The sequence below is a fragment of the Pseudobutyrivibrio ruminis DSM 9787 genome, assembly GCF_900218035.1.
Classification (GTDB): domain Bacteria; phylum Bacillota; class Clostridia; order Lachnospirales; family Lachnospiraceae; genus Pseudobutyrivibrio; species Pseudobutyrivibrio ruminis.
On the sequence record NZ_OBMR01000012.1, the window covers coordinates 52,337 to 71,372 of the forward strand.

Genomic DNA, 19,036 nt, shown 5'->3' on the forward strand with positions numbered 1-19,036 from the left:
TTAAGACTAGATGATTATATAAACTACATTGTCCGTCCCACCCATACATTACCTTCGAATAGTAAAAGCTTCGTAAGTACACCTACATATGGGCGACTTTACACATTAAGGTAATCCAAAAATCTGCTCAAATGATACCCCTGTAGTGAGGGCGGCAGCGCTGCGGGCGGGGCGGGCCGGGACAAATCTAGAGGGGCAGACCCTACACAAAAACTATAAAAATGTGTAAATAGTAGGTTTGCGGGGCGTGATATGTGGTATTATAGTGGAGGTTGCGAAATTATATTCGTAGGGAAAGGACTTATACTATGTTGGAAATTGGGATGAAGAATACCGCTGAGACGGTTGTGACGATTGATAATACTGCGAAGGCTTTTACTAGTGGAGCTCTTGATGTGTTTGCAACGCCTGCAATGATTGCTCTTATGGAGGAGACTTGCTGGAAAATGGTTCAGCCAGAGCTTGAGGAAGGCCTGGGTACTGTAGGAACAAAGGTAGATGTTAGTCATATGGCACCATCTGCTATTGGCAAAACTATTATTTGTGAGGCTACTCTTATTGAGATTGATGGCCGTAAGCTTTCTTTTGAGGTTGTATGTTCAGATGAAAGTGGTGTTGTGGGTATGGGTACTCATGAGAGATTTATCATCAATAACGAAAAGTTCCTTGCAAAGGCAAATAAGTAATAAAAACGGCTAGCCAGATGGCTAGCCGTTAGTTTTATTCTTCGTCTGCATTTAAAGCAGCATCAATGATTGACATTAATTCCATGGCACTGCGGAAGCTAAGCTTTTCGTCCCGGTCAGCCCATGTGACCTGACCCTGCCATGTGTCGTTTTCGCATTTATTAACATGTACTACAAATGTACCTTCTTTTTTATCTGCCATAATAAGCACCTCCCACTGATATACTCTATGATAGCATATTGCCTGCCTAATGCCTATTCAAAATCTAATTCTATTGGACAATGATCTGAGCCCATAACTTCTGTATGTATCTTGGCATCCTTCATTCTGTCTTTTATATCCTCTGATACTATGAAATAGTCTATGCGCCAACCTGCATTCTTCTCTCTTGCATGGAATCGATAAGACCACCATGAATAGATTTCGGCCTGATCTGGATAAAAGTGTCTGAAGCTATCTACAAAACCTGCATCCAAAAGCTCTGTCATCTTGCCACGCTCCTCGTCAGTAAAGCCTGCATTACGACGATTTGTCTTAGGATTCTTGATATCGATTTCCTCATGGGCAACATTTAAATCACCGCAAAGGATTACGCCCTTTTTCTTGTTAAGCTCGCACATGTAAGCTCTGAAATCATCTTCCCATGTCATTCTGTAATCAAGACGCTTAAGCTCGTTCTGCGAATTTGGTGTGTAGCATGTAATAAAGTAATAGTCCTCAAACTCAAGAGTTATTACTCTTCCTTCATGATCATGCTCTTCTATTCCGATACCGTAGCTTACAGAAATAGGCTCTTTCTTAGTAAAAATAGCTGTGCCAGAATAGCCTTTCTTTTCTGCATAATTCCAGTAGACATGGTATCCTTCCTTTTCAGAATCAAACTGCCCCTCGGAAAGTTTGATTTCCTGAAGACAAAAGATATCTGCATCTACTTCATCAAAGTATTCCCAAAAGCCTTTTCCTACTACCGCTCTAAGACCGTTTACATTCCATGAAATAAATTTACTCATATAACCTCCATATATGAAAAAGCTAGGGAATTTTCCCTAGCTTTTAAAATTCCTATGTTGATTTTAATTGTTCTAAGAATCACATTCAAGCCTCTTATTGCAACAAATTCATAACACTGTTAGCGTTAGTATTAGCTTGAGAGAGCATAGCTTCTCCTGCCTGGCCAAGAATTTTATCCTTCGAATACTTAACCATTTCACCAGACATATCTGCATCTCTAATTCTAGATTCCGCAGCAGTTGTATTTTCTGCTACATTACCAAGATTCTTTACTGTATGCTCAAGTCTATTCTGATATGCTCCAAATACAGAACGCTGTTCAACAACCATCTTAGCCGCTGCATCTATAAGTCCCATAGCTCTTTCAGAAGATTCAATTGTAAGCACATCTACATCTTCAAGTCCTATAGTGAAATTTGACAAGCATTTATAGAATATGCCAAGCTTTTCATCCATATCTGAATCAGGACCTGAATGGATATTTTTCGCTAAATCTTCATAACCAACAAGCTGTTCAAAGGTCATTTCTAATGTAGATTTAGGTATATAATCATTAACGCTATTCAATAGAAATTGCACACTAGTACGAGTACCTGTTCCTTCACTTGTACTATCCGAGTTTGAATTTCCTGCAAATAAATCACTATTTGTAATGGCCTTAATGCGATTAATAAAAGAATCCGCGCCCTCTCTTTCATTACCAGAAACAGTCACATTAAAACTTCCATAATTATTTCCATCAGCATCCTTCATAGAATAATAAAAAGTAATTGCAATGTTTTCATTATTGTTATTCTTATCATCCATTAATCCGCCAACATTTTTTGCATTTCCAACATTTTTTGTATAATTTCCTGAAAGAATTTCTTTTATGCTGTCTTCGTCAAATAGCGAGTTTTTCAAATTTTGCGAGCCAATGCTGTAGTGCAAAGTATAATTCTGATAGCCATCAAAGTTGCCATTTATATCAAAAGTAGCATATTTTCCCCACCATCCATCACGAGAAAAGTTTTCATCTATAGAGTTTTTGTGCATTTTTGTATAGTGTAAAGTTTGATCATCTACAGATACTCTATCTACCTGATCAAAACTAGATATATATTTATATATTGTTACAGTAGAAGGTTTTGTAGTTACAGCAATCTTCTTTGTTGGGTCTTCTCTACTTGTAAAATCAAATGTAAAAGTTAATCCATTTGAAGAGTCTACAGATGTCATTCCCTTTGGCTCTGCAAATGAAGTATCTGAATATCCATTAAGATTTATATTTGTATTTTGTATGGCATATACCGATAAAGAAGCACTTCCCGATACTCCTCCATTAGAAGTAATTGTAGTACTAATAGAATTACTTGGGGAAGCAGATACTGATACCTGTTTACAGTAATTCTTAATTTCATCAATAGTTGTATTAGAATCAGTTGAATAATAGATTTTACAATTGACGCCCTTTAATGCAGAGTTACTCTTCTGTTCATCAGAAAAAGCATTGGCCAATTCAAGAGTCTGACTTGCAGTCTCAGGATTAGGCCATGGTATTGTAGCAGATGTATACTCAACAGGAGTAGAATCTGATGATTTCCAAGTAAAGGCTAGTCCACCAGGTTCACCTGTAGCCTCATTTGCCTCAATAACTTTTAGTTTAAAACCTCCATTTGGCCATGATGCAATATTTTCATTGGTTACTTTATAATCACAACTTTGGGCGCTAAAAGTAATTGGTCTATATTCAATTTCCTTTGTTACAGTCTCACTTACAGGACTACGTTCCCAGATTTGTCTTTGATTAAAAGTAGTTGTGGTAAATATTCTTTCAGATTCTCTCTTTAGTTGCTGAATTTCTTCATTGATAGCTTGTCTATCAGAAGGTGAATTTGTGCCATTAGCTGACTGAATGGAAAGCTCTTTCATTCTGTTAAGCATATCGTTAACCTCAGAAAGTGCTCCATCTGCTATCTGACAAAAAGAAATACCGTCTTCAACGTTATCCAAGCCTCTTGTTAACCCTCTTACCTGCTTTCTCATCTTTTCAGAAATAGAAAGTCCGGCTGCATCATCAGCAGCATGGTTAATCTTAAATCCACTGGACAACTTCTCAGAGGTTTTAGAAATTGATGTATCTGTTATATTTAACATTCGGCTAGCGTTGCTAGCTGTAGAATTATGCTGAACTACCATAACCCGTCCTCACCCATTTGTTGTAAACAATAAAAATGAACCATCCATAGTTCTAGTAGTTAGCATCCTTGCTATTTTTTGTATCGACAATTATACAGATATCTTTATATTGTCCAACAAAAAAACTCACCATAAATGGTGAGTTTTTCATATTATTCAACTAATTAGTTCTTAATGCATCAATAGGATTAAGATTTGCAGCCTGATGGCTTGGTAAAATTCCAAATACAATGCCGATTACCATTGAAAATACTACTGCTATAAAAGCAGCTGGCCATGATATTGCAACAGGTGTTCCACTCATAATTGAAATAATTTGAGCAAGGCCAATGCCACTAGCAACTCCCAGCACTCCGCCCATAGAAGTAAGCACGGCAGCCTCTGTAAGGAACTGTCCCATGATTTTTCCTTTTCTTGCTCCAATAGCTTTCTTTAGACCTATCTCTGCAGTACGCTCTGTAACTGATACTAGCATAATGTTCATTACACCGATACCACCAACTAAAAGAGAGATTGCGGCAATCCAAATGAGCATTGAATTGGTTGATGATGAAAGCTGCTGAAGTTGTTGTGCCTGCTCTAGCAAATCCTTTGATTGATACTTGATAGTGTCATCAGTTGGATTGATATATGAATTCATAATATCTGCAGTCTTCTTTCCTGCAGCTGTCATATCATCAGTAGAATTAGCTCTAACTAAAACATTTTCTGGCTCGTCATATTTGTAGCTTATAGGCCAGGTTGAAAGTGGAATATAAACTGTTCCAGATTCATCCTGCATATATGTTTCATAGTCCGAGATTGAGTTGATTGTAGGCTCAAAGGTTGAACGAGATGCAACAACTCCAATTACTACATATGAATCACCCTGAATCTCAAGGATTTTTCCAATTGGCTCGTCGTTGTGAAGCAACTCTTCCACAACACCATCGTCTATTACACAAACCTTTTTATAGTCTTCAAGCTCATCTACTGTGAAAAGTCTACCTTCTTTAACTGTAAGGTTGGCTGTTGAAAAATAGTCTGTTTCGACGCCCTTTACATAGCCACCATTCATGGAATTGTTCAAGTAATAAACTCCATCATAAATCTGTCTGTTAGCGTATTTACTTGCAGATTTGACTTCATCCAAATCCCTGATTTCAGATAGAGCTTCATCGCTTACCTGTGGAACTCCATAAGGTGCATCGCTATAGCTTAAATCAAGTGGCCAATCATTTTGATAAAGCTGAATATCAACAGTGTTGGAGCCAGAGCCAATAAGATTTTCTTTAATCTGTTGGTTGGTTCCTTCGATAGTAGATACTATGGCGATAATAGCCGCAATACCAATAATGATACCCAGCATTGTCAAAAAGGATCTAAGCTTATGTGTCCATATGCCTCTAAAGGCCAATCGTAAATTTTCTAACATAAGTCCTCCCTTAATACGCAAAAGAATCTACTATTTTACAAGTCATACCTTCCACTGCTCCATTTCCATAAGGGAATGCAAGGTAATCATCCATAGTAACACCGCTTTTAATCTCTATCATTGAGCCCCAAAGGCTTTTGCCGACTTTCACATAAACCTTTTCAAGCTTATTGTCAGAGCCCATTTTCATAACATAATTACCGCTGGCATCCTTGCGAACAAAATATGTAGAAATATAAAGTCCGGTATCTTCCTGCCCAGCTGGGGTAATCGTAATATCTACTGCAGAGCCAATTTCAATACCGCTGCTTCTATCGAAACTAGCCTTAAATTCATAGTTACTACTGTTTGTGTTGCCATCTCCAGAATAGAAATTGTTATTATCTGTATTTGGAGTATCACTGATATAAGTAATAACTGCATCTGCAGTAAGTCCAGTATCGAAAGAAGAAATAGTAACTGTATCTCCAACATTAACACTATCCAGATAGAACTCTCCGATACTGCCGGAAATATAGTACTCATCAGTAGCTGTAACAATCATGAATGGCTGGGTGTTATTGTAATTGTCCTTATTCTGAACCTTAGATACTGTTCCTGAAACCTTTGCAAGAATCTCACCATTGTCATTGGTGTTCTTCATAACCTCCAGCTCATTTTCTTTCTTTCTAAGATCAAGGTCATGTTTCTTAAGTGTGTTGGACACCTCTTCAATTTTGTCCTTAAGCTGAGTAGGTGTATAACCAACAGGAGCATTGTATCGTTCGACAACGTTTCCTTCGCCATCAACACCTTCGTGACCAATCATCTCTCCTGTTTCTGCATTGTAATAGAAAGTACCTACAGTAACCTCTGTTGTTTCATAATTTTCGTAGCATTCGAAAAGAGAATGGTCCGCATTAATGATGGCCTGGATTTTATCAGTATCATCAACTTCGTCCAAAGAATTTCCCTTTTCGTCATAATAAAGAGTAGATGTAAGATTTCCTGACTGATCAAAAAACTCTTCATAGACAATATGATCTTCCTTGTACTCACCAAAAGTAGATCCAACCTTTAATCTATATTCCTTGCCAATAAGAAGCTCTCTTGTTCTAGTGTCTGGTGAGCTTGAAATGTATTCAGGAATAGGTGTTGTATTCTGAAGCCTTTCAAGAGTAACTGTATCAGCAACGTAAGCTTGTCTAGCTTTTTCTACTTCAAGCTCTTTGCCTTTAATGTCCTGTGTTTCTTTCTTGACTGTCATCAGCACATCGCCCTCGTTAACATGGTCCCCAGGCTGAACATTAACAGATAATATCTCTGTTCCTGATGAAAGGTATGTAGTCTGAGACTTATCTGATGTTACGTCTCCATAACTATTTATTGAATCACCCCAGTATCCATCCATTGCATACATGCTTACGGCAACAACCTCAGCTGTCTTTTTGCTTTGACTGTATCTGTATCCTCCATACAAACCGCCACCAGCCAAGGCCAGAATAATAACTATTATGAGGATAGGTTTAATTATCTTTTTCATTCCTTATCCTCCTCTAATCCATGGTAAAGCTTGCCGTCGACAATTCTGTACGTCTTTTTCGCATGGCTGGCAATATTGGCGTCGTGAGTAATCATTATAATGGTTGTGCCTTCTTCATTCAGCTTTTCGAAAAGGTCCATGATAGCGGCGCCAGACTTTTGATCAAGAGCACCTGTAGGCTCATCTGCCAAAAGTACCTTTGGATTATTAACAATGGCTCTAGCTATGGCAACTCTTTGCTTTTGACCTCCAGAAAGCTGATCAGGACGGAATTTTACTCTATCCGCAAGGCCAACCCTTGTAAGAGCTTCAATCGCTCTTCTTTCTCTTTCTTTTTTAGGAACTCCTGCATATGAAAGAGGGAGGGCTACATTTTCAATTGCATTCTCCTCATTCATAAGATAAAAGCTTTGGAAAACGAACCCAATAGAGTGAAGTCTTAAATCAGACATCTGCCTATCTTTAAGCTTTAGAACATCTTTATCTTCAAAATAATAGACACCAGATGTAGGTTTATCCAGGCAACCAATAACATTCATCAGGGTACTCTTTCCAGAACCTGATGGCCCCATGATTGCCACATATTCCCCTTCGTTTACAGTAAGTGACACATCGTTCAAAGCTGGAACCGAGGTTTCTGTGCCAGATTCACCGTAAACCTTGTAAATGTTTTCAAGTTTTACAATCATTCTTATTCTCCCTCGTATTCGCTAACAGTCTTCATTCCCTCAGAATAATCCTCCATTGGGAAAGCGATTAATGTGTCATTATCAATGCCAGAAACAGAATATACCATCTGCTCCTCATAATAATCTCCAAGTTCGATAGAAACCTTTGTTAAATGGCCCTTGTTGTCTGCCCATACAAATGGATTGCCATCTTCATCATAGGCGATATAGTAATCATATAAATATGTGCCATCTGTAAAGTCCATCTCTGGAGCATCTGTCTGTCCAAGTTCGATGTATAGATGCTGCCCCATCATTAGGCCTTCACTATTCTCAAGTGTGATGTAAAAAGGATATTTTGTGGAATTAGAATCAGAAGAACCACCACCATAATATGACGAATCATTGTTTTCCTGCTTTGATTCAGTATCAATCTTGGTAATTGTTCCTTTCCATGTCTGACTACTGTCCACACGAGAACGAAGTGTTACAGGCTCATCCACATTGATTGCCCATACGTTTTGCTCGTTGATTTGTCCCTTAACTCTCATCTCCTTAGATGCAAGAATTGTGATAAAAGAACCGTCTGTTGTGTATGGGTTTGTATCATCTGCAATCTTTGTGATTGTGCCATCAACTGTAGAAGTTACAGTAGAATTTGCTATTTTATTGTTGTTAGCTTCAATCTTTGCATTAACCATTTCAATATTGTTTTGGGCAATGGCAATGTCTGTATTTAATGAATTAATCTGATTGGTAAGCTCTTCCTTTTTAGTTTTATCCTCATCTGTATTGCCCTTGATTTTATCAAGCTCTGCCTGAGTCTTTGTAATATCGTTGTTGTAATCAGCAATACTAAGGTTATAGCCTTCAATTTCAAAACCATACTGAGTATTCTCTGATACCAGAGAATCAGTTTTATACGAAAAAAGAGGTGTTCCAACTGTAACAGTGTCGCCCTCAGATACAAAAAGCTGATCTAACTCTCTGTCAGAACTTTTTGTGATACCTGTAGACTCCTGGCCTTCCACAACGCCCATAAAGACATTAGTAGAATATCCACTGTTAGTTCCCATGATATCAGACAAAGACATAACATATACCTCCGCTGAATCATCAGAACCAGTTGCACCTCCTGATATAATTCCTGATTTCCACACGAAAATTCCTGCAGCCGCAATTATTGCTGCAAACACAATAGCTATAACCTTTTTTTTCATATCATTCGTCCTTTCGATGAACATTAACTGTTCTATTTCCCTTAATACAGTTATAGCATTAATATAGGGCCATTGCAAGCAAATACAATGGCCCTAGTGTAATATATTCTTGATTTAATTTTTATCTGCAAAGCAGTGTTTCTCGGGTTGATACGCATTTATCGGCAATACATACAATCCATGCTGCTCTACTTTTGGGAACCTTGGTGATATTAAGTGGCCACATATGGCTTTCAATAACATCTTGAGTCCTTTTTCCTATCCCAAAGTCGTTAATGGCATTTTCTTTTGCAGTGTTTGAATGAGAAAAACCGTGAAGTCCATGTCCATCATCAGTAACATGCCAGTCATATAAATAATAGTCGTGTAAAAAAGCTCCTATTGTAAGAACTCTATCATCTGCTCCTATATGAAGTCTTTTATTAATCCAAAAACTAAGTCTAGTGACACTTTCCACATGATCAAAAGTTGTTATTCTCCCATGTTGAATGTAGTTCTTCATTTTTTGAACTCTCAAGTCACTTCTGATTGGCGCCAAGATACTATTTAATCTTGCCTCTTCATCTGGTCTAAGTCTCATATAACCCTCCGAGATAACCATATTCATTACAAATCGCAGTTGAAATAGTACCAAAGAATTATGTCCAGGCTGTGAATGTAATATGTAGAATATGATAATTCTATCTGAATTTGTAGAAGGAATCCGTACGTCGTCCATCGTTAAACGAACCTTCAATCAAGATAGAACCTGCATGGTTTACCTCGGCAATCCCCACCTTTCCTGTATTCTCCTCTAAATATGAAATATAGAAAACATAAACATCTTCCTTAAAGAAATAATCGTATCTTTCTTCATCAGTAAGATTATCTTCTATTTCCAAACAACAGTCTCCAGGATTAAGCAAAAACCTTCCCACATAATCTGCATCCTCTCTGGAATATGTAACCGTGTATCCCTCCTCCTCAGGAAAATCCAATAGCAGCTGAGCATAAGCATCATCTGCAGACTCCACAGGGACCACTTGATTTGAAGAAACCCTAGCTTCTTCAGTCGGATTATAGTCTGGAATAGTGAACCATAATCCCAATATCCAAATCTGAATAAATAAAATCAAGGTTAAACAAACAATTAAAACTCCCTGCACATAACGTTTTACTTTGCCAACACTAATCTTGCTAGGAACCTTTTCTTTAACTGTTTCTTTGCTCTCTTCTTTTTTCTCTTTCTTTATAGTAATAGATTTTATTTTATCTATTAGCTTCTTAAAATCTGGAATTCTAGGCTTTTTATCTTTTTCTTTAGTCTTGATTTTATTTTTAGCATAATCACTTTCACCTATTGTTGAAAGACAATGCTGGCATATTACTTTATTATCAGCATGCTGTCCGCAAATAACACAGGTCTCATCCACAGCTTGGCCAGCTGCTATATCAAATATTCTTGTTTTGAATCTCTTACCAAAAACAGAGCCTAGAATTTGTCTTTCATTTTCTAGCCTCAGTATACCTTCAACAACCTCCATACGACTGAAGTCGTATTTAGAAGTAAGTCGAACCATATATAGTAGCTCTTGTCGTAACTTATCGTCTGCCATATAATTTGTCCCTATCGCTATCTATCCAGCTTTTCATCAATACCTTTGAAGCAAAGGTATGCTAAAAGCTTATTATCTTTTTCTAGAATTTTACCAGCATATAATATGCCATTCTTTTCAGCTTCAGCCCTATTAATACGAGCCTTTACAGCCAAACTAAAATCTGAATTATGTGCATTATCAGCAAAGTTTACCTCAACAATATCACCGATTGTGACTCTATTAGCATTACCAATAAAGGAAACTCCACTGTCGCTAATATCCAAAACTGAGATGGAGAATCGTCGACCATCTTCCATAAGAGCAGAGCCTGGCTTTTTCACATGCACTCTAACATCATCACGTCGTTCACTGGATGCAGCAATTTTTCCAAACGCCTTGGCATCTATAGCATAGTAATCCACACCTCTGAATTTGATAACGTTAACAGCTACATTTTTCCACACAACTCTACCGCCAGTGTGTGGATCTATGCAATGAAGTGAGAATGTCATGCTCTGTGGAGATCCATTTGTAAAATCCACAACCTGTCCGTTATACACGTATGGCTTAACCAATGCTCCTGTTTCAGCATTAGTTCCAACCACCTCTGTCTTCAATTCAAATGATGAGCCACCAATTAGTACCTCTAGTGTGACCTCCTGTCCTGCCCTTAGCTGCTCAATAATCATAATTCGTCTCCCTTAACCCCTTATAACAACTATTCTACATAATTAATCGGAGTTTTTGTATAAAAAATTCATACATTTTGAAAATTAAACAGTCTTTTTCGCTGCTGCTTCAACAACATGTTTTACAAGAATGCTTGTTGTAACACCTCCAACACCACCTGGCACTGGTGTGATAGCATCTACAATTGGCTCAGCTTCGTCAAACTTAACATCGCCACAAAGCTTGCCTTTTTCATCATTCCAGCTAATACCAACATCAATTACCGTCTGGCCTTCTCTCAAGTATTCCTTTCCAATGCTTTCCATCTGACCAGAAGCTACCACTACAATATCTGCATCCTTTGTAATAGAAGGAATATCAACTGTTCTTGTATGGCAAATTGTAACAGTTGCATTTTCGTGCATAAGCATCATTGCAACTGGCCTACCAATAACAAGTGAACGGCCAATAACTGCTACTTTCTTACCAGAAAGAGGGATTTCGTAATGCTTAAGTATTTCCATTGCCGCCTCTGCTGTACATGGTGCAAAACCAAGATTTGTGTTTGTAAATACACCGGCAAGAGATAAATCAGTGCATCCATCCACATCCTTTTCAGCCTTCAGCATATTTCTAGCTTTTTCACCATCGATATGCTTTGGAAGTGGTCTAAACATAAGAATTCCATGAACAGAGTCATCCTCGTTTAACTCATTAAGCTTCTCGAAAAAGGCTTCCTCAGAAACATCCTCTGGAAGTGCCTCTACTCTGACTGTTACTCCCACCTGTTCACAGCGCTTTATTGCTCCTCTTTCATAGGAAAGATCATCTGCTCTCTCCCCTACTCTAAGGATAGCAAGTGTAGGATTAACTCCCTTTGCTTTGAGAGCCTCCACCTGATTAGCCATTTTTATATTTAATGCATCAACTACTTCTTTACCTTTTAATAACTTTGCCATGATACCTCCAGTTTATAATCTTTCCATAACGCTTTTGTATATTTCATTAGCTTTGCTTACATACTCATCAACTAATGCTTCCACTTTAGAATCTAAATCTGAAGCATAGATTCTGTCCTTCATAGATTTGGTGTTTATCTTTACATTGACAGCTGCCCCTTTGATTGCCCCCTGAAGCATTGCAACTCCTGTTGCTGCATCACTAATCATAAGTACTGAGCCTTTATCTGCAAATTCTCTTTGCAAATCAACAGCTTCACATGCCAGCTGAAGAATCTGAAATGGAACCTGTGCAGCATCTTTCAAGCACTTTTCCATTGTTTCGTCTCTTGTAGGATCTTCCTTTGGAATAGAATAAGCCTTAGAAAGTGGTTCAAAGGCTATAGCATCATCATCAATGCATTTTAAAAGTTTAACTCTAATGTCTTGAGCCTTTTCCATTAAATCCTTTATTTCTGGCTCTACATCTGCGTATTTCTTTTTCCCAATAGTGAATTCGCCAACCATATCTCCAAGAGCGATTCCAATGCTTGCAACCATTGCGCTTGCACCGCCACCTCCTGGTACCGATGTCTTTGAAGCAAGCTTCTCAGTGAATTCCTGCAGTGTTGAATTAGTTAAACTCATAGTATTCTCCTTTGATATAATGCAAAAAAGACCTTGGCAATCCAAGGTCTAATCAGTAATAAAGTCAAAAATAGTCATTTGGTCAGAATCAGCTACTAAATTGTCGTAGTTCTCCTGCTCCTCTGGTGTTAATTCTCTGTGATATACGTATGTCTCTTGCTTGATAACACCATCCATATCAAAATACATCTGTCTGTATTTTAGATTATCATTTTCTAACATTACTCTAGCCCAATCAATTATCCTAAATTATTCATGACTATTCTATCATACTTCTAAGCCGAACTCACTAGGTAAAAATCGTGGACATACATTATCTGAAGTAACAATAACAGATGCTGCTAAAGTAGATCCAATTTCACAAGCCTCTTCTATTGATTTGCCATATGTAAGACCGATTGTTACACCGGCGAAGAATGAATCTCCAGCTCCTGTTGTATCCTTTACATCTACCTTTCTAGCAGGTACAAATCCTGTGTTCCCATCAATATCTGCATAAACAGCACCCTGTCCACCAAGTGTTACAATCATCTTTTTGATTTGTGCACCCTGGATTTTCTTTGCAAGGATTTCTTCCATCTCCTCAGGTGTTTTCTCTGAATAATCATCCATGAAAAGGATGCCTGCTTCCTGCTGATTGCATACGAAACACTCTACATTCTTCAAGAAATCTCTACGTTCAACAGCAATACTCATGTTTGAGACAGCTGCATAAACCTTTAGGTTATATTTCTCTGCATATTTGAATACTCTTTTGATTGAATCCTTTTCCATATCAATCTCAAGAGCAATACTATCTGCATCTTTGAAGATTTCATCTCCTTCTTCATCAAGAATATCATTGATTACAGAAAGATCTGGTCGCTTTGATATAGATGCAACAACGTCTCCGTGATTATCAAAAACTGCAAGCCACTTTCCCATTCCATCAGGAGTACGGCGAACAAATCTTGTATCAACCTTGTGATTATTAAGTTTCTCAAGTACGCCTGTACCAATACCACTTTCATCTACAAGGCTAACAAATGTAGGACGAAGCTCAACATTTGCAATGTCTTCTACTACATTACGGCTAACACCACCGTGAACTTCCTCTACAGTACCAACATTTCTACCTGCTGGAATATAGCTTGCTGTAGAGTGACCTTTAATATCAATAAAAACTGCTCCTAGTACTACAATTCCCATTATTAATTACTCCTTTTTAAACAATGTATAAATACTATCACATGCTTTTAGAATTTTAAACAATAATTTACTACCAATGTGTTGTCCTTTATAATATACCTAAATTGTTACATAACTATGATACGAGGTATACCATGATTAAAGTAGACTTAATTACAGGATTCTTGGGTAGCGGCAAAACTACCTTTCTTAAAAAATATGCAAATTACTTCATTTCCCAAGGCAAACGAATTGGAATACTAGAAAACGATTACGGCGCAGTTAATGTTGATATGCTTCTTCTAAATGATTTGCGTGGAGACAATTGTGAGCTTGAAATGGTAGCCGGTGGATGTGACGCTGATTGTCATAAACGCCGTTTTAAAACAAAGCTTATTGCCATGGCCATGAGCGGTTATGACAGAGTCATCATTGAGCCATCTGGTATTTTTGATGTGGATGAGTTTTTTGATGTTCTTAGAGATGAGCCCCTTGATAGATGGTATGAAATAGGTACAGTTCTGACTATCGTTGATGCAAGACTAGAGGACAATCTTTCTGAGGATTCCGATTTCTTCCTTGCTAGTCAGATTGCAAATGCTGGACGTATTGTCCTTAGTAGAACTCAGCTTACTGATTTAGATCATATCGCAAATACGAAGTCCCACTTAAAAGCTGCAGCAGAAAAAGCCAACTTAAACATAAATATAGATTCTCTTGTCCTAGATAAAAACTGGGATGATTTTGATGATGGGGATTTTGAAATGATTTCAAATAGTAGCTATGCTTCAAGATCTTACATAAAAAAATTAACCACTGATGACAGTGGTTATAAAACAGTTTATTTTCTTGAGCTTCCATTGAAAAAGGAATATCTAAAAGAAAGAATCGATACTCTTATGTCCGACTCTTCTTTTGGTGAAATCCTACGTGCAAAGGGCTTCTTTAATGAAGACGGCACTTGGTATCAGTTCAACGCCACTAAAAATGAATTTGAACTAACACCAATGTCCGTAGGTCAACAGGTCTTCATTGTCATTGGTGAAAACCTTAATGACAGTAAAATCCGTGAATTCATGGAAGCAAATAATTAAGCTTCTGTAATCTTGCCTGCAATTGCTGTAGCTGCAGCTGTTGCAGGGCTGGCAAGATATATCTGAACCTTGCTAGTTCCCATTCTTCCAAGGAAATTTCTATTGTTTGTGGCAACCACCACTTCGTTATCCGAAAGAATTCCGCCACCTCTTCCACAGCACAAACCACAACCTGGAGTAGTTATAATTGCGCCAGCGTCAGAAAGAATTTCAAGGGTGCCATCAGCTAAGGCCTCTCTATAAATCTTGCGGCTAGCAGGAGTGACAATCATTTTCACAAATGGTGCAACATGCTTTCCCTTTAAAATTGTAGCTGCCGTTCTAAGATCTTCTAATCTGCCATTTGTACATGAGCCAAGGAATACCTGATCTACCTTTGTCCCCTTAAGCTCAGAGACCGGATGAATGTTATCCACCAAAGATGGACAAGCCAAAACAGGAACCATATCCTCTGCTCTATATCTGAGTATTCTTGAATACTTAGCATCATTATCTGGCTTCAGCGCCTTGATGCTATCGTCATATTGTATTTTGCAGTAATCACATGTCTTGTCGTCTGGAACAAACAAACCGCATTTTGCCCCAGCTTCCACCGCCATATTAGACATAGTCATTCTGCTGGCTACACTCATAGCCTCTACTGTGCTTCCAGTAAATTCAATAGCCTGATATGTAGCTCCAGAGGCAGTCAAATCACCAATAATTCTAAGAATGATATCCTTTGATGTAACATTTCCAGGTAGCGTACCATCAATTTCTATTTTGATTGTCTCAGGAACTTTTATCCAAAGCTGACCTGTTCCAAGTATGCCTGCCATCTCCGTATATCCGATACCTGTTGAGAAGGCGCCAACGCAACCATATGTAACTGTATGGCTATCTGTTCCAAAAGCAATATCACCAGGCTTTACGTATCCAGCCTCTGTCATAAGCTGATGACATATTCCATCTGTTCTGTGGACATTTTTGATGCCATATTTCTTTGCAAATTCATCACCTTCTCTGAAATGACGAGTGTCATCTACCTGAGTAGCTGGAAGAAAATGATCATATATAAGAACAACGCTGTCAGGATTTTTAACTTTTGAAAAGCCCATCTCCTCAAACTTCTGAACAGCAAAAGGAACCATAATGTCATCAATCATGCACCAATCAACATCGACAGTGACAATGTCTCCCGGTTTTACATCGTGTCCTACTTTATTCCCAATTATTTTCTCTACTAATGTCTTTCCCATTTTTCCACCATTAATCCAATCCGTTACGCTTTCTCATAGCTTTTACCAAGCCACCTGCTTCAAGTATTTCCAGAAGATTATCTGGAAGTGAGGCTATTTCGTAGGATTTACCATTTACCACAATTTCCTTGCCTGGTGTAACCTCAGCAATATCTCCCTCTTTAACCTCATCATACAAATCCTGATTTTCAATTAATAGCAGGCCGTTGTTAATGGCATTTCTGAAAAAGATTCTTGCATAAGATTTTGCAACAACACAAGATACCCCAAGGGCCTTTACAACCTCTGGAGCCTGTTCTCTTGAAGAGCCGCAGCCAAAATTGTTGCCAGCTACAATCATATCTCCTGGCTGAATCTGTGATGCCAAATTCGGCCTAAGTGGACTAAAAGCATAAGGCTTCATTTCCTCCACCGTCTTAAACGCCAAATACTCTGTAGGTAAGATTATATCTGTATCTATGTCATCCCCAAGGACCCAAATCCTAGCCGTAAACTTGTCACTCATAATACTATCTCCAATCTTGTCTATGTACATAATCTTACATTAACAATCATTAACTCTCTTTCTTCGACTACATGTCTCATTCAGAGAGCTAATAGATTGTTAATTAGATTATGTTCTAAAGTTTATCTGCAGTAGTTATAAATCCTTCCACCGCGGATGCAGTTACGGTTGCCGCTGATGCAAGATAAACGTAGGAATCCTTGTGACCTGCACGTCCTTTGAAGTTACGAGTGCCTGTAGAAATAAGTGTTTCACCTTCACCGATGACACCCTGGCATGCGCCCCAGCACACGGAACAATTTGGATTCATAACCATAGCGCCAGCTGCCATAAATATATCAAGAAGTCCTTCCTTTAGGGCCTGCTTGTACACTTCTCGACTGGCGGGAACAACTAAAAATCTAACTCCCTCTGCAACATGCTTTCCTTTGATTACTTCTGCACCAACTCTTAAATCCTCGATACGTCCGTTGTTGCAGCTACCAAGAAATGCCTCGTTAATCTTTGTACCCTCACATTCAGATGCTGGTACAACGCTATCTACAAAATGAGGCTTTGCAACTATTGGCTGAATTTCAGATAAATCAATATCAAAAACTTTCGCAAACACTGCATCTTCATCTGATGCGAACAGTGCTTTTGGCTCACGTCCATGGGCCTTTAAATACTCCATTGCAACATCATCAACCTCCATAAGAGCAGTTTTTGCACCTGCCTCAACACACAGATTGCAGATTGAAATTCTGTCAGCAATTGAAAGATCATGTAAGCCCTCTCCTGCAAATTCCATTGCTTTATAGTTGGCACCATTAGCAGAGATTCTACCAATGATAGTTAGAATTAAATCCCTTGCGTATACCCCCTTATTAAGCTTTCCATGAAGATTAAAGCGAATTGTCTCTGGAACCAATAACCATGATGTTCCAGTAACCATAGCGTACAAATAATCTGTACAACCAACGCCCGTACCAAAAGCGCCCAACGCACCGTAAGCACATGTATGGGAATCTGCGCCAAAAATCAGCTCTCCTGGACGTACGTGTTTTTCCATCATAACCTGATGGCACACTCCTTCTCCCTCATAAAAAGTAATTCCATGCTCTCTGGCAAAGTCTCTCATCTTTTTATGACTTGCAGCTGTTTTAGGACTATCAGCAGGGATATTGTGGTCAATAACCCATACAAGCTTATCCACATCCGCAATACGTGGATGCTTTAAATTGTTGTACATGTCTATTGTAAGATGAGTGGTTCCGTCATTACTCATCAATCTATCAAGTGTAACTGTCTCGATATCGCCAGCCTTACAGCTTTCTTTGCCTGCAGCTGCAGCAATAATCTTTTCTGCCATTGTCATTCCCATATCTAATCCTCCTTATCCAAAGATGCTATAAGACCGCCTTGATCCAAAATTTCCTGCATCTTTTCAGGTAGTTTAGTACAAGAATATTCTTTTCCATTTGCTTTTATGATGCCAGCGTTCAAATCCAGTTCCATTTCATCTCCGTCTTTTACTGCATCATAAAGCTCCTTACTGACAATAACCGGCATGCCAATGTTTATAGAGTTTCTATAAAAAATACGAGCAAAGGACTTAGCTATAACTGCTTTTACGCCTAGCGCTTTTAGGACACTTGGTGCCTGCTCTCTTGATGAACCACAACCAAAGTTTTCATCAGCCACAACAAAATCCCCAGGCTTAACCTGAGATGCAAAATCGCCATTTAGGGACTCAAATGTATGTACTTTCATTTCGTCTATCGTGGGAAAAAGTAGATACTGTGAAGCGATAATCTGATCTGTATCTACATCTTTGTGAAATCTAAATACCTTGCCCATATTTCCTCCTTTTACATGTTGTCACATTTTCTAGTTAATCTATTCTACCTTAATTCTTTAGCGATTTAAAGAGGTAAAAACTTTAAAAAATCCTTAGATTGTTTTATTATATGTAAATATGATTTTTGATAGGAGTTAATAAATGAATTTAGTTTTAGTTGGACGAATCTTTTCAATTTTGGCTTGTATCCTTATGGTGTTAATCGGATACCTTAAGCACAAAAAAACAATTCTTTGGGCACAGAACCTACAGTTTGTTCTTTTTTCTATATCCTACGCCTGCCTTGGTGGTATTGCAGCAGTTGTAGGAAACATGGTTAGCTTGCTTAGAAACCTTATATGTCTTAAATGGAATCTTACTATTCCACTTCAGATTTTTTTCATTTGCTTCCAGGGAGTATTCACCTTCATCACTACTCAAAACAGATGGATTGATTGGCTTCCATTCGCCGCAGCCACTATGATTACACTTTCACTTAGATCTAAAAAAGATTTGGTGATAAAGCTTGGATGCATTGGCAGTATTCTTTGTTTTGGAACTTATGATTTCTTCCTTAAGAACTGGGTTGTATTTGCATTCGATGTTTTCTCACTTATCACAAGTTTGATTGGTGTATATAGAATTCTATTTGATAAAGAAAAAGAGGCCTTTTAAAAGGCC

General features: G+C 38.2%; 21 protein-coding genes. 3 read left to right on the top strand and 18 right to left on the bottom strand.

The window, feature by feature from the left end; all coding sequences use genetic code 11:
• Positions 1 to 308 precede the first annotated feature (308 nt).
• Entirely contained in the window at positions 309 to 686 is a 378-nt protein-coding gene (locus CRN97_RS11980; protein WP_097077044.1) for a thioesterase family protein, read from the top strand.
• A 34-nt stretch (positions 687 to 720) separates the two neighbouring features.
• Here CRN97_RS11980 and CRN97_RS14170 read toward each other — a convergent pair whose 3' ends face one another.
• The 14 genes from CRN97_RS14170 to CRN97_RS12045 all read right to left on the bottom strand — a co-directional run bounded on the left by CRN97_RS14170 (position 721) and on the right by CRN97_RS12045 (position 13,720).
• Positions 721 to 888, bottom strand: a complete 168-nt coding sequence (locus tag CRN97_RS14170; RefSeq protein ID WP_167541227.1) for a hypothetical protein — start codon at positions 886 to 888, stop codon at positions 721 to 723.
• A 53-nt stretch (positions 889 to 941) separates the two neighbouring features.
• Positions 942 to 1,697: an exodeoxyribonuclease III gene (locus CRN97_RS11985; protein WP_074792034.1), complete on the bottom strand. Its 756-nt coding sequence runs from the start codon at positions 1,695 to 1,697 to the stop codon at positions 942 to 944.
• 94 nt (positions 1,698 to 1,791) lie between these two features.
• Positions 1,792 to 3,876 carry a flagellin gene (locus CRN97_RS14325; protein ID WP_330400139.1) on the bottom strand — a complete coding sequence of 695 codons (2,085 nt, stop codon included), beginning with the start codon at positions 3,874 to 3,876 and terminating at the stop codon, positions 1,792 to 1,794.
• Positions 3,877 to 4,036: 160 nt separating this feature from the next.
• Positions 4,037 to 5,290, bottom strand: a complete 1,254-nt coding sequence (locus CRN97_RS12000) for an ABC transporter permease (protein WP_097077045.1) — start codon at positions 5,288 to 5,290, stop codon at positions 4,037 to 4,039.
• A gap of 10 nt (positions 5,291 to 5,300) precedes the next feature.
• The gene (locus CRN97_RS12005; protein WP_097077046.1) at positions 5,301 to 6,812 is read right to left on the bottom strand and encodes an HlyD family efflux transporter periplasmic adaptor subunit; all 1,512 of its coding nucleotides are present in this window, start codon (positions 6,810 to 6,812) and stop codon (positions 5,301 to 5,303) included.
• Complete coding sequence (locus CRN97_RS12010) at positions 6,809 to 7,501, bottom strand: ABC transporter ATP-binding protein (protein WP_033154381.1); 693 nt, start codon at positions 7,499 to 7,501, stop codon at positions 6,809 to 6,811. Before CRN97_RS12010 ends, CRN97_RS12005 begins: the two co-directional genes overlap by 4 nt.
• A gap of 2 nt (positions 7,502 to 7,503) precedes the next feature.
• Positions 7,504 to 8,700 (bottom strand): efflux RND transporter periplasmic adaptor subunit, encoded by a 1,197-nt coding sequence (locus CRN97_RS12015; protein ID WP_179670750.1) that lies wholly within the window; start codon positions 8,698 to 8,700, stop codon positions 7,504 to 7,506.
• A gap of 121 nt (positions 8,701 to 8,821) precedes the next feature.
• Complete coding sequence (locus tag CRN97_RS12020) at positions 8,822 to 9,280, bottom strand: HD domain-containing protein (RefSeq protein WP_074792024.1); 459 nt, start codon at positions 9,278 to 9,280, stop codon at positions 8,822 to 8,824.
• A gap of 100 nt (positions 9,281 to 9,380) precedes the next feature.
• Positions 9,381 to 10,295 carry a hypothetical protein gene (locus CRN97_RS12025; RefSeq protein ID WP_143483266.1) on the bottom strand — a complete coding sequence of 305 codons (915 nt, stop codon included), beginning with the start codon at positions 10,293 to 10,295 and terminating at the stop codon, positions 9,381 to 9,383.
• A 17-nt stretch (positions 10,296 to 10,312) separates the two neighbouring features.
• Positions 10,313 to 10,966: a PilZ domain-containing protein gene (locus CRN97_RS12030; protein WP_074792020.1), complete on the bottom strand. Its 654-nt coding sequence runs from the start codon at positions 10,964 to 10,966 to the stop codon at positions 10,313 to 10,315.
• An 84-nt stretch (positions 10,967 to 11,050) separates the two neighbouring features.
• On the bottom strand, positions 11,051 to 11,905 hold the full coding sequence (locus CRN97_RS12035) for a bifunctional 5,10-methylenetetrahydrofolate dehydrogenase/5,10-methenyltetrahydrofolate cyclohydrolase (protein WP_097077049.1): 855 nt from the start codon (positions 11,903 to 11,905) through the stop codon (positions 11,051 to 11,053).
• A gap of 12 nt (positions 11,906 to 11,917) precedes the next feature.
• Positions 11,918 to 12,532: a cyclodeaminase/cyclohydrolase family protein gene (locus CRN97_RS12040; protein ID WP_097077050.1), complete on the bottom strand. Its 615-nt coding sequence runs from the start codon at positions 12,530 to 12,532 to the stop codon at positions 11,918 to 11,920.
• A gap of 48 nt (positions 12,533 to 12,580) precedes the next feature.
• Positions 12,581 to 12,754: a hypothetical protein gene (locus tag CRN97_RS14175; protein WP_155952487.1), complete on the bottom strand. Its 174-nt coding sequence runs from the start codon at positions 12,752 to 12,754 to the stop codon at positions 12,581 to 12,583.
• Positions 12,755 to 12,799: 45 nt separating this feature from the next.
• A complete protein-coding gene (locus CRN97_RS12045) occupies positions 12,800 to 13,720 on the bottom strand; it encodes a carbohydrate kinase family protein (RefSeq protein ID WP_097077051.1) in 921 nt (306 codons plus the stop codon).
• 134 nt (positions 13,721 to 13,854) lie between these two features.
• On the opposite strand from CRN97_RS12045, the gene CRN97_RS12050 reads away from it, so the two are divergent.
• Entirely contained in the window at positions 13,855 to 14,793 is a 939-nt protein-coding gene (locus tag CRN97_RS12050) for a CobW family GTP-binding protein (protein WP_097077052.1), read from the top strand.
• Here the strand turns inward: CRN97_RS12050 and CRN97_RS12055 are convergent.
• The 4 genes from CRN97_RS12055 to CRN97_RS12070 form a co-directional block, all read right to left on the bottom strand.
• Complete coding sequence (locus CRN97_RS12055) at positions 14,790 to 16,031, bottom strand: 3-isopropylmalate dehydratase large subunit (RefSeq protein ID WP_090395508.1); 1,242 nt, start codon at positions 16,029 to 16,031, stop codon at positions 14,790 to 14,792. The two genes, CRN97_RS12050 and CRN97_RS12055, sit on opposite strands and share 4 nt — an antisense overlap.
• 10 nt (positions 16,032 to 16,041) lie before the next feature.
• Positions 16,042 to 16,536, bottom strand: a complete 495-nt coding sequence (locus CRN97_RS12060; RefSeq protein WP_097077053.1) for a LeuD/DmdB family oxidoreductase small subunit — start codon at positions 16,534 to 16,536, stop codon at positions 16,042 to 16,044.
• A 115-nt stretch (positions 16,537 to 16,651) separates the two neighbouring features.
• Positions 16,652 to 17,899, bottom strand: a complete 1,248-nt coding sequence (locus CRN97_RS12065; protein ID WP_097077054.1) for a 3-isopropylmalate dehydratase large subunit — start codon at positions 17,897 to 17,899, stop codon at positions 16,652 to 16,654.
• A 2-nt stretch (positions 17,900 to 17,901) separates the two neighbouring features.
• Positions 17,902 to 18,375 (bottom strand): LeuD/DmdB family oxidoreductase small subunit, encoded by a 474-nt coding sequence (locus CRN97_RS12070; RefSeq protein WP_097077055.1) that lies wholly within the window; start codon positions 18,373 to 18,375, stop codon positions 17,902 to 17,904.
• A gap of 142 nt (positions 18,376 to 18,517) precedes the next feature.
• On the opposite strand from CRN97_RS12070, the gene CRN97_RS12075 reads away from it, so the two are divergent.
• Positions 18,518 to 19,030 carry a YgjV family protein gene (locus tag CRN97_RS12075; protein WP_074792008.1) on the top strand — a complete coding sequence of 171 codons (513 nt, stop codon included), beginning with the start codon at positions 18,518 to 18,520 and terminating at the stop codon, positions 19,028 to 19,030.
• The last annotated feature ends 6 nt before the right edge of the window (positions 19,031 to 19,036 follow it).